Origin of the sequence: Erwinia psidii (genome assembly GCF_003846135.1) — a bacterium.
Classification (GTDB): domain Bacteria; phylum Pseudomonadota; class Gammaproteobacteria; order Enterobacterales; family Enterobacteriaceae; genus Erwinia; species Erwinia psidii.
The window spans coordinates 21,695-33,022 of record NZ_RHHM01000005.1; the positions used below are offsets into that span (position 1 = coordinate 21,695).

The following is an 11,328-nucleotide window of genomic DNA, read 5'->3' on the forward strand; positions in this document are numbered from 1 at the left end:
TCAATCCTCACCGGACGGATAATCGTCAGAAATCATTGGAATGGCAATCGAGCTGCTTGCGGCATGCTGGGGTTCACTGTCTGTATTTTTCAACATTTTATGCATGAGCGAATTATCGCGCGCATAAGGTGAGGTCTGGATTTGCCTGTCGAGCAGCTGGCTGAGGTGCCAGTCAAGCTGCTGAAGTTGCCTGGTGGTTACGCTATTTGGCAGCGTACGTTGCAGATTTTGCATCACCCAGCCCCGTAAAAATTCGCCATCGTAACTGCGTGGTTGATACAACATCTGATAGGCCCGCAAGGCATTACGGCTGAATTCACTGTCCCCACCTTTGTCATTCCGTAAAGCAAGGGTAATGGCCTGTGCCACACGAGGCAGCAGCAGGCTTCTCAGCGCGTTTTGATACAACCCCCACGCTGCGTTACCAATCTGCATACCCTGATATAGTCCTCCCCGCATACTCAGGGGTGGGTCATTGAGCGAAAAATGCGAACTTTGTGGTAATGCAACCAAATCGTTAAGGAAAGGTAGCAGATCAATAATTTCTCCGCGATTGTGGTTCTGAAATAGTGTGGCCTGCTGCTCAATGGGGACCAGACGGCTATCCACCTGTTGCAGATAGTGCTTATTTTGGTAATAGCTGGTGGTCCATAAACATGTGGCAGCGACCAGCGCCATCATCATCAAGGCATAACCTGCCCAGTGCATCTGCCGGTTGCGACGTTCCCACAGGGGATCGCTACCTGCGAGGCTACTCTCCTTAAAAACCAGATCGCTGAGCAGGGAGTGAATAAAATAGCTCTGGCCTTTGGTCGCCGGAATGGGGGCGTGGCGGGTGACACTGTTCCAGTTGGCAATGGTTTGATCGGCGTCCTGCGGCAGTTGTAGCTTCCGCGTTAGCTCACCCATAATACGGTCAAAAGGCAATCCCTCCTGAGTACCACTGGTGAAAAACAGTCCGCGAGGAACCCAGGGCATTTTGCCATTTTCTGCGGTGAAAACGATCTCGAAATATTCAGCCAGCAAGGGTTGCAGCGAGGCAAACTCCTGTGGAAACAGGAAACAATCCGCACGGAGGCTCAGGTCTTTCTCTCTGGCCATTTTGTCCGCCAGATTATCCCGCAGGCGCTGGGTCAGCTGACGGAACTGCTGTTCAAAGTATTTTTCCTGTGGGATGGCATTTTGCTGGTCTGGTTCAAGGGGAAAGGAGAAGCCCCATACTGCATCACGCTGTGCTTTATCCAGGTTAGCGTAATAGCTCATAAATCCCTTCAGCAGGTCGGTCTTGGTCACCATCACGTACACCGGGAAGTGGATACCGGTTTGCTGATGAAGTTCTGCCATGCGCTGACGCAGGGCATTAGCCTGAGTATAGCGGGCCTCAGCGGAATCACTTAGCAGGTCTGCGACGCTGATGGTTATAATCACGCCGTTGATGGGTTGCCGCGCGCGGTAGCGTTTCAACAGGGCGATAAATGTTTGCCATTCACCAGCGTCTCTTTCGCGCTGGCTCTCCTGTAGGGTGTAACGTCCTGCCGTGTCCAGCAAAACGGCGTCACGGGTAAACCACCAGTCACAATGGCGTGTGCCACCAACGCCGCGCAGCGCCGTTTTGCCCAGGCTGTCACTGAGTGGAAATTCCAGCCCGGAATTGATCAAGGCGGTGGTTTTACCTGCACCCGGCGCGCCAACAATCATGTACCAGGGGAGCTGGTAAAGGTACTGAGCGCTGAAGCGCTGCAGCCAGGCGTACTGTTTATTTTTCTGCGGCGAACTGAACTGGATCCTCTTCAACAGCATTGCCGCTTCGCTAAAGCGACTATTCAGTAGCTCGCCGGTTGCCTCCTGTTCGGCATAATCGATGCTATGTTTTTGTAAGTTGTGCAGCAGTTTGCTGTTAAACCATGCGCGGTAAAGCTGCGGGATCAGCTGCAATAAAATCCACAGGAAATAGCACAACCCAATGGCAATCTGGCGGTGGATGCCACTCTCCAGCCAGCGATTTCTGCCAAATGTGACCTGTGGGCCGATTGTCCAGATCAACGCAGACAGTGCGGTAATCCCCAAAAAACTCCACAGCAGTCGACTGAAGATGATTGTGGTGAAGAATGGCGGCATCAGGATTTATCCTTCTGACTGTCTGCTGTTACTGTTACAGGGAAAAGAATAATTTCCACACGACGGTTTTGTGCCCGGTTTTCATCACTGTCATTTGGTAACAGTGGATTGCTGTTGCCGAGCCCTTCACTACGGATAACATGCCCCGGTTTTTGTATCTGCAACATCAGCGTACTGATACCGCGTGCCTGTGCCAGTGAGATGTCGTGGTCAGATGTGAAGTGGGAGACTGGCATCGGACGATCGTCGGTGTAGACCCTGACCACCACCATGCCCTGAATATTATCCATAGCAGCCGATACACGGGTAATAATCGCACGCCCCCGTGGCGTCAGCTCGGTACTTGCTTCGCGAAACAGTCTGTCAGCGGCAATGATAACCTTGCTGCCGTTGCTGGTGTCAGTGACATCCACTTGACGGCTGATAATGAGGTCATCAAGGCGTTGGCGGATATCCAGTAAAGCCTGTGAAGCGTGGCTGAGTTTGCCCGGTTGCATCCTCGGCAGTGGTGTCTGCCAGATAGCGCGTAACAGAGGCCCGCTGGTGTTGTTCAGCTGCCAGTTAAAAGCGGAGTAGATGAGACTGGCAATAAATGCGGTGATGGTGATACAAACCCACAGTGGCACAGGAGGGCACCACCGCGCATTTTGGCTGGTCGCGGTTAATGGCTGAGGGACTGGGGTGCTTTCCGTTAACCCACGGGTATCGCGGATCAGCTGAGCCAGGCGTTCCCGCATTGCCTCACGTTGCAGGTGGCCTTGTTCCATTGCCCGATAACGCCCCTCATAGCCAAGCAGCAGGCAATAGTTAATGACTTCCAATAGCCAGAGATGTTGAGCTGGTGTCTGCGAAATGCGAGACAGCAACTGAAAAACTTTTTCGCCACCCCAGCTTTCGTTATGAAAAGTCACCAGTAATCCATTACCCGACCAGACGCTTCGGCTTCCCCATGGGGTTTGTCCCGCAGCTTCATCCAGTACACTGCACAGGCAGTAACGTGCACCAATAATCATATCAAAGGGTAAACCGGCTTGTTTGCTACGTCGTTCAAACTGGCGGACTTCATCAACGAGTTGCTGACGCAGCATGACAGGATCGTCATGGGTTGCAGCCGTGCGGATCTGCACGATGGCATTCAGCAATGGTGCGGCAGCTGTCATTAACCGATTTTCCTGGCCGACTGAGAGAGACGTGTCAGGGTGGTGTTCCTTATTCATCTGGTTTACTGTCTCTGCTGTAAGACCCTGCTGGGTAGGCATTTTGAACTGGTCAGACGCTGAACTGTTTCCTTTATGTGGTTCGTTGAGCCTATTCCAGAATCCAGGTTGCATTGTTGTTGTCACGACAGGCTTTGCTTTTATCGCCAACGTTCACGCAGATTTTTTTGCTATTTTTACGAACTTTTGGCCGATCGCTTTTAAGTGTGGCGTCATACAGAACACTTTTTACTCCAGCTTTAAATGGTACATAGCCGGTCAGCAATTGCCCATCGTCATCTGCTATCGCCAGCCAGTGGTTTTCCACCTTACCCAGCACGGTGAACGGTTTGCCATTTTCAAGATAGCGAATAATCTTGCCATCAAAGCCAGGCCTGTCCATCACTGATGCATTATACAATGCCCGATAAGTTTCATTGACTGGCGTAAAAGAGTGTGGCGCCTCAATGGCATGGCGATGGGTTAACTGGACTCCATCAACGACAGAGTTAATGAGTGTATCATCGGTAATCGGTGGGGTTGTTTGACAACCAGTCAGAAACAGCGCGGTCAGGAAGCTGAACGCGACGCTTAATTTCACATCATTTCTGGTGAGCATCATAACTAAGCCTTATATTTCACAAGCTAAATCCCAAATACGCACAGCAGTCCGAAGATAAAAATGACCGCTGCGCATTAAAAATATGCTGATTTATATGAAGATAAATTTCATGCCAGTTTACCTTAGGCTTTTAGGAATGGAAACAATTGAGGCGTACCACTTTACATGTTATTGGCCTCTCAGAGGGAGATAGTGCCGTAATGCCATTTCAAATAAGAGACAATGGTTAGCAATATTGATTATTCGTTTGATGTCCGATGCTTCGGGGCCATGTGCGGGGGGGACTGGCCTGCGGTTGAGCACCGCCGTATCAGCGGGAAACACATCAGCCCTGGCTGAAGAAGGGGGGGGCACAGGGTTGATCATTGCTTCTTACCGCACCTGGGCGGCTAACAGATTATGTTGATAAGCCACCAGATGGTTAGCAGCCAGTACTCTTATATTAACCGGCCCTGTCACGGTCACCGGCATCACCATCCCTGACACAGTGGCATTTTTTCATCAGACTCTTCCTGTTGTGAAATGCTCCCGGCTCTTGATGATAATCAGATGGTCTGTCAGTGAGTTATCTCTGCCCATTGACCGAAAAGAAGCGCTGGCTGGTGGGCGCACACGGGCAAAAATGTTAAGCTGGTCATGTTTTGAGGTCCTGAGCTACGTGTAACTTTGCCCTGACGGTGGGCAATGATGAGGTTATGAGAAGAGTAAATCGTACGGTATCCCTTCATCGCAGACTCATTTTGCTGGTTGCCGCGTTCAGCTGCCTTCAGGTGGCAGATGCCACCACTCCCGGTACCCAACTTGCCGATACACCTTTTGACGATCCTGCCCGTTTCAGTCGCTCACTTCCCGATTTGGGCAGTGCCGCATCATCCGATGCGGCGTTCGAAAAGCGTGTGGCACAGGCGATGAAAAGCATCGGTGAAGCCAGCATGAACAGTGATGATGATAAATCACTGGGTAGCTCTGCCGGGCAGTGGGCTTTTGACCATTTTCGTGATGAGGCTACCAGCCGGGCAGAAAGTGAAGGCAGGCAACTGCTTTCACCCTATGGTCGCGCCAGCCTGTCGCTGGACGTTGACAGTCGGGGGAATTTCGATGGTACATCGGCGCAACTGGTGACGCCGTGGCGGGATAATTACGCCGGGCTGACCTTCAGCCAGATTGGCATTCAGCAGAGCAGTAATGGCCTGTCAGCCAGCGCCGGACTGGGCCAGCGTTGGCTGACAGGCGGCTGGCGGCTTGGCTATAACGCGTTTATCGACGACCTGGTGGCGTCAGGACAACAGCGGGGATCGCTGGGCGCGGAAGCATCCGGTGACTTTCTGCGTTTCTCGGCTAACTACTACCAGCCGCTATCCGGCTGGCGTGACAATACCGAGATCACGCAGATGCGTATGGCACAAGGTTATGATATTACCACTGAAGGCTTTCTGCCGTTTTACCGGCAACTTGGGGTTTCACTGAGCTACGAGCAGTATTTTGGCGATAATGTTGGCCTGTTTAACAGTGGCACCTATGGCAATAATCCTGCTGCCGTTGAGCTGGGGATCAATTATACCCCCATGCCGTTGTTTACGCTTACCGCGTCAAGAAAAACGGCAGATACCGGTGAAACTCAGGATCAGCTGGGTCTGAAAATGAATTATCAGATTGGAGTAGCATTGAGTAAGCAATTGTCAGCCAGTAACGTCGCAGCCTCCCGATCCCTGAGTGGCAGCCGTTACGATCCTGTCAAGCGCAATAACACGCCGGTAATGGATTTCCGCCAGCGTAAAACCCTGTCGGTGTTCCTTGCCACGCCACCCTGGCAGCTTCATCCGGGTGAAGCATTGCCCCTGAAGCTACAAATCCGCCATGCTAATCCCATCAAAGCTATCAGCTGGCAGGGGGACACGCAGGCGTTGAGTCTGACCTCTGCGGCGAACAGCAGCGATCCGCAGGGCTGGAGTATCATTATTCCACAATGGGATAACTCACCTGATGCTGCCAACGCGTATCATCTGTCGGTAACGCTGGAAGACAGCCGGCAACAGCGGGTAACGTCGAACTGGATCACCATTAAACTGGCTCAGCCAGTGGCGATGGATAACCGTGACGATAATCAGTTTGATGTGATGGCTCCCTGACAGGCAACCGTATCAACGGCAGTGGCGGTGCTCCCGTCTGCCCGACAGGGCACCCGGCATATGAGATGCGGTGCAAAGGTTTTTTGTTCGGCTGTTGCAATGTGGAAGGGGGATGACCGGCTCGCCCGCCTTTGTGGAAGGGGGATGACCGGCTCGCCCGCCTTTGGCCGGCGCACCGGGAGTTTGCTGGTCCTTCCTGTGGCACAGCGCATTGGTGTGCCCTTTATTTCCTCAGTGTGATGAGAATAAGCTGCGCGAAAGGTTAAAAACAGAGATTCTTCATGACGCTTGTACCCTCAGTGATAACGGGGTTAAGCGCCACCCTGTCATCTACGGGTAAACAGCTCGCGTTTTTTTTCTCTGAAGCACTGTGCTACCAGTACCAGTAAACCAATGACCATAAAAACGGCGAAAATAATAAGCAGCCACTGAGGCATTTCCAGTGAGAATAACGACCACTGTTTTGCCGCGCAGTCACCGGAAGCGACAAAAACGGAAGGCAACCATTTGTCAAGTGGCAACCAGTCCGGGAACCGGACTGCGAAGTCGCAGGTGGTGAAGGGGTTTGGATGCAGCTGGATCATGGTGTGCTCCCAGGACAAACGCAGTCCTGTATATGCGCTGTAAAGCCATATCATGATTGCCACCCAGCGCAGTGGGGTTTTGGGGGCGATGGCACCCAGTAGTCCTGCTCCCATTACACCAAACAGCGCACAGCGCTCGTAGATACACATCACGCAGGGTTTCAACAGCATCACATGCTGGAAATAGAGCGCGACCATTTCCAGACAAAAGGCCGTGAATGCCATTAACAGCCAGGCACCACGGCCACGGGAACAACCATTTAAATATCGCAACATAATCAATCCATGTATTGGACACCAAACCGGCAGTGTAAACCAAAAGCGGCGGTGTTCCAGCGGCACCGCGCAAAATTTTCATCACCTGAAGGGTTTAAAAGCAATCTCACAACGCATTTATCTGTTTTTGTGCCTCATTGTTAATGAAAGTTAACTTTCAGATGCAAAAAATTAAGGACCTCATTATTTTGGGGGAATTAAGCGCAAGAATGTGGATTTTCATCTGTGGCCAGTCTAGGTGATGCAGAGGGCATCTGATATTATGAGCGGAATTTTTGCACATTGTGAATGTAACGGAAACAAAACCCTATGGTCATTAAGGCGCAGAGCCCTGCCGGTTTCGCGGAAGAATATCTTATCGAGAGTATCTGGAATAACCGTTTTCCTCCCGGAACTATTCTCCCCGCTGAACGGGAACTGTCGGAACTGATAGGTGTAACCCGAACCACGCTGCGTGAAGTTCTGCAACGTCTGGCCCGTGATGGCTGGTTGACTATTCAACATGGCAAGCCAACCAGGGTTAATAATTTCTGGGAAACATCAGGGCTTAATATTTTGGAAACGCTTGCTCGCCTGGACCACGACAGCGTTCCACAGCTGATTGATAACCTGCTTTCCGTGCGCACTAATATCTCATCTATTTTTATCCGCCGCGCAATTCGCATGTACCCTGATAAAGCGAAAGAAGTCCTTTTCACCGCAAAGGATGTCGAAGACAGGGCAGATGCTTATACCGAGCTGGATTACAGTATCTTCCGTGGACTTGCCTTTGCATCAGGCAACCCCATTTACGGACTGATCCTTAACGGACTGAAAGGCCTCTACACCAGGGTGGGGCGTCATTACTTTTCTAACCCGGAAGCGCGCCAGGTCGCACGCGACTTTTATCAGCAGCTCCTCGCTATCTGTCAGCAGCAGGAACAGTTTGATAAAATTGTCGACGTCGTAAGGGATTACGGACGTCGCAGTGGAGAAATCTGGCATGGTATGCAAAAAAGTATGCCAGCTGACCTGTCGGCTCAGTCGTGACAGGCCATAGCCGGCTGAGGGTAATCCGGCTACGCTGACAGGATGAAATCACAGGACAGAGGAACGGGGTGGACAGCGGTCAAGAATTTCAGTGCTGCCGTCTTCGTTCTGTTGTTCGAGGTGCACATCAAATCCCCACAGCCGGTGAACGTGCTTTAACACTTCACGGCGGCTTTTATCCAGTGGCGCACGGTTTTGCGGTACATAGCGCAACGTCAGGGAGCGGTCGCCGCGTAAATCCACATCGTAAACCTGAATATTCGGCTCCAGATTACTCAGATTGTACTGTGCAGACAGCTGTTGGCGTATCGCTCTGTAGCCTGCTTCATCATGGATTGCCGCAATCTCCAGAAAATTATTGCGATCGTCGTCCATCACCGTAAACAGACGAAAATCCCGCATCACTTTTGGTGACAGGAACTGACTGATAAAGCTTTCATCTTTAAATTCACGCATGGCGAAATGTAGCGTTTCCAGCCAGTCGCTTCCGGCGATATCAGGAAACCAGTGACGATCTTCTTCCGTGGGCTGCTGGCAAATGCGTTTAATATCCTGAAACATGGCAAAACCCAGCGCGTAAGGGTTAATGCCGTTATACCACTGACTGTTATAGGGTGGCTGATAAACCACGTTGGTATGACTGTGTAAAAACTCCAGCATAAATCGCTCGGAAACTTTTCCCTCGTCATACAAGTGATTAAGGATGGTGTAATGCCAGAATGTTGCCCAGCCTTCGTTCATAACCTGCGTTTGTTTTTGCGGATAAAAATACTGGCTGACTTTACGAACAATACGCAGGATCTCGCGCTGCCATGATTCCAACAGTGGCGCATTTTTTTCCATAAAATACAGCAGGTTTTCCTGTGGTTCAGAAGGATAACGTGTCGCTTTTGCCTGCGTTGATTCTCGTTCACGCCGTGGCAGCGTACGCCACAGCATATTAACCTGGCTTTGCAGATACTCCTCGCGGCTTTTCTGGCGGGCTTTCTCTTCCTGCAAAGAGATTTTTTGTGGTCTTTTATAGCGATCCACGCCGTAATTCATCAGGGCATGACAGGAATCCAGCAGCTTTTCAACTTCTTCCACGCCAAAGCGTTCTTCGCAATTTCTGATGTAATTGCGTGCAAAAATCAGGTAATCGACGATGGAACCGGCATCGGTCCAGCTGCGGAACAGATAGTTGTTTTTAAAAAAGGAATTATGTCCGTAGCAGGCATGTGCCATCACCAGTGCCTGCATGGTAATGGTATTTTCTTCCATCAGATAGGCGATACAGGGATTGGAATTGATGACGATTTCATAGGCAAGGCCCTGCTGACCGTGCTTATATCGTTGTTCCGTCTCAATAAACTTTTTACCAAAAGACCAGTGCGAATAGTTAATGGGCATACCAACGCTGGAATAGGCATCCATCATCTGTTCTGAGGTGATTACTTCAATCTGATGTGGGTAGGTTTCAAGCCGGTAAAGTTTGGCGACCCGATCGATTTCACCCAGATATACATCGAGTAGCTCGAAAGTCCAGTCCGGGCCATCACTCAGGCGTTTACCTGTTGTCATGGCATCATCAAAGATAGTCGTCATAGCGTGCCCCTTTTTTAAAACCGGTTTTCGGCGTTACAACACGTAGCGGCAAAACATCGGTTTTCATATTGACCTGCTGACACAGGTCTGTAACCAAAGCCAATCTTTCAATGATAGTTCACTCTCTCTGATTGGTCTGACGAATACAATTGAATTATTTAACAGAAAACAGAGTTGTCAGGGTGAATTTAAATGCTGCATATTTTATTATTATCAGCATAATGCTCTTTACGTTATGCGTGTGTGTTTTGATTGCTTTATTCTGTTAAAAGTGAAAAAAATCAACCTCGTAACAACATGATTCTTAAAAATAATGATTGTTAGTATATTACTCTGAATTTAAGGGTGGGGTTTATTTTTATTCGCATCCGGGATGAAAAAAAGGTGAAGTATATCGGCGCAATGTGGTCAGGCTGACCCCGGTTATTTCAACTGTTATTGTTGCAATAAGGCAGTGTATTCTTCTTTTGATAATCGGTGGAGCGGATATGCGAGTTGTCATTCTGGGGAGTGGGGTGGTTGGTGTGGCCAGCGCGTGGTATCTGGCGAAGGCAGGACATGAGGTCACGGTAATTGACCGTCAGCCTGATGTGGCAATGGAGACCAGTGCCGGTAATGCCGGGCAAGTTTCTCCGGGGTATGCCGCCCCCTGGGCAGCGCCGGGTGTACCGCTAAAAGCGGTTAAATGGATGTTTCAGCGACATGCGCCGCTGGCTATCCGTCCCGATGGCAGTCGTTTTCAGATACAGTGGATGTGGCAGATGCTGCGCAATTGTGATATCCAGCACTATCAACAAAATAAAAGCCGGATGGTGCGCATTGCCGAATACAGCCGTGACTGCCTCAAATCGCTGCGCCAGGAAACCGGCATCGCCTATGAGGGGCGTCAGGGTGGGACACTACAGCTGTTTCGCACTCCGCAGCAATTCGAAAGCGCCACCAAAGATATCGCCGTATTGAAAGAAGCGGGCGTGCCTTATCAGCTGCTTGAAGCCAGTCAGCTGACTGATGCTGAACCTGCACTGGCCGCCGTCCAGCATAAACTCACCGGTGGGCTGCGACTGCCCAACGATGAAACCGGCGACTGTCAACTCTTTACCCGGCGTCTTGCGGAGATGGCCACGGCGGCGGGGGTGAACTTCAGACTAAATACATCAATCGACGTACTGTTACAGGAAGGGAACCAGATCGTTGGCGTAAAATGTGGTGCTGACACGGTCACTGCTGATGCATTTGTGGTGGCGACAGGATCGTATTCCACCGGTTTACTGCAAGGCATCGTAGAGATACCGGTTTATCCCCTGAAAGGCTACTCGATTACCATTCCGGTTAAAAACAGCGCGGCCGCACCCGTATCCACCGTTCTCGATGAAACCTATAAGGTCGCCATTACCCGTTTTGATGATCGTATCAGGGTGGGCGGTATAGCGGAAATTGTTGGCTTCAATACCGCCCTGAGGCAGGCCCGCCGGGAGACGCTGGAAATGGTTGTTGGTGACCTCTTTCCACAGGGAGGCCACATTGAACAGTCCTGCTTCTGGACCGGGTTACGCCCGATGACACCGGACGGCACGCCCATTGTGGGCCGAACGCCGCTAAAAAATCTGTATCTGAATACCGGTCACGGAACACTCGGTTGGACCATGGCCTGCGGTTCCGGGCAGCTGATCTCTGATATTATCTCCGGGCGCACGCCGGCCATTAACGCGGACGATCTCTCAGTGATGCGCTATTTGCCGGGTTTTGAGCCTCATGTCGGGCAGTCGCTGCATGCGGTCCGTTAGTCTTTA

The 11,328-nt window shown here is 50.9% G+C and carries 8 protein-coding genes; 3 read left to right on the forward strand and 5 right to left on the reverse strand.

The genetic code is table 11. The features are described 5' to 3' along the window. The 3 genes from tssM to EB241_RS07610 form a co-directional block, all read right to left on the reverse strand. Window positions 1-2,118 (reverse strand): type VI secretion system membrane subunit TssM, encoded by a 2,118-nt coding sequence (gene tssM / locus EB241_RS07600; RefSeq protein ID WP_124232600.1) that lies wholly within the window; start codon window positions 2,116-2,118, stop codon window positions 1-3. Then, window positions 2,118-3,335 carry a type IVB secretion system protein IcmH/DotU gene (icmH, locus tag EB241_RS07605; protein ID WP_124232601.1) on the reverse strand — a complete coding sequence of 406 codons (1,218 nt, stop codon included), beginning with the start codon at window positions 3,333-3,335 and terminating at the stop codon, window positions 2,118-2,120. The genes tssM and icmH overlap by 1 nt, the downstream gene beginning before the upstream one ends. Before the next feature lie 91 nt (window positions 3,336-3,426). Then, the gene (locus EB241_RS07610; RefSeq protein ID WP_124232789.1) at window positions 3,427-3,933 is read right to left on the reverse strand and encodes an SH3 domain-containing protein; all 507 of its coding nucleotides are present in this window, start codon (window positions 3,931-3,933) and stop codon (window positions 3,427-3,429) included. 698 nt (window positions 3,934-4,631) lie between these two features. On the opposite strand from EB241_RS07610, the gene EB241_RS07615 reads away from it, so the two are divergent. After that, window positions 4,632-6,065: a YchO/YchP family invasin gene (locus EB241_RS07615; RefSeq protein WP_124232602.1), complete on the forward strand. Its 1,434-nt coding sequence runs from the start codon at window positions 4,632-4,634 to the stop codon at window positions 6,063-6,065. Between the two features lie 326 nt (window positions 6,066-6,391). Here EB241_RS07615 and dsbB read toward each other — a convergent pair whose 3' ends face one another. Further along, a complete protein-coding gene (gene dsbB, locus EB241_RS07620) occupies window positions 6,392-6,925 on the reverse strand; it encodes a disulfide bond formation protein DsbB (RefSeq protein ID WP_124232603.1) in 534 nt (177 codons plus the stop codon). Between the two features lie 309 nt (window positions 6,926-7,234). On the opposite strand from dsbB, the gene fadR reads away from it, so the two are divergent. Then, on the forward strand, window positions 7,235-7,954 hold the full coding sequence (gene fadR, locus EB241_RS07625; protein ID WP_124232604.1) for a fatty acid metabolism transcriptional regulator FadR: 720 nt from the start codon (window positions 7,235-7,237) through the stop codon (window positions 7,952-7,954). Window positions 7,955-8,002: 48 nt separating this feature from the next. On the opposite strand, the gene EB241_RS07630 is transcribed toward fadR, so the two are convergent. Continuing rightward, the gene (locus EB241_RS07630; RefSeq protein WP_124232605.1) at window positions 8,003-9,538 is read right to left on the reverse strand and encodes a SpoVR family protein; all 1,536 of its coding nucleotides are present in this window, start codon (window positions 9,536-9,538) and stop codon (window positions 8,003-8,005) included. 488 nt (window positions 9,539-10,026) lie between these two features. Between EB241_RS07630 and EB241_RS07635 the strand changes: the two genes are divergently transcribed. Continuing rightward, complete coding sequence (locus tag EB241_RS07635; RefSeq protein WP_124232606.1) at window positions 10,027-11,322, forward strand: D-amino acid dehydrogenase; 1,296 nt, start codon at window positions 10,027-10,029, stop codon at window positions 11,320-11,322. Window positions 11,323-11,328 lie beyond the last annotated feature (6 nt).

What these genes read in the sequence shown, in the direction of transcription:
- icmH (WP_124232601.1), bottom strand. Translation starts at nt 3,335, where the DNA reads ATGAATAAGGAACACCACCCTGACACGTCTCTCTCAGTCGGCCAGGAA.
- EB241_RS07635 (WP_124232606.1), top strand. Translation starts at nt 10,027, where the DNA reads ATGCGAGTTGTCATTCTGGGGAGTGGGGTGGTTGGTGTGGCCAGCGCG.
- fadR (WP_124232604.1), top strand. Translation starts at nt 7,235, where the DNA reads ATGGTCATTAAGGCGCAGAGCCCTGCCGGTTTCGCGGAAGAATATCTT.
- tssM (WP_124232600.1), bottom strand. Translation starts at nt 2,118, where the DNA reads ATGCCGCCATTCTTCACCACAATCATCTTCAGTCGACTGCTGTGGAGT.
- dsbB (WP_124232603.1), bottom strand. Translation starts at nt 6,925, where the DNA reads ATGTTGCGATATTTAAATGGTTGTTCCCGTGGCCGTGGTGCCTGGCTG.
- EB241_RS07630 (WP_124232605.1), bottom strand. Translation starts at nt 9,538, where the DNA reads ATGACGACTATCTTTGATGATGCCATGACAACAGGTAAACGCCTGAGT.
- EB241_RS07615 (WP_124232602.1), top strand. Translation starts at nt 4,632, where the DNA reads ATGAGAAGAGTAAATCGTACGGTATCCCTTCATCGCAGACTCATTTTG.
- EB241_RS07610 (WP_124232789.1), bottom strand. Translation starts at nt 3,933, where the DNA reads ATGCTCACCAGAAATGATGTGAAATTAAGCGTCGCGTTCAGCTTCCTG.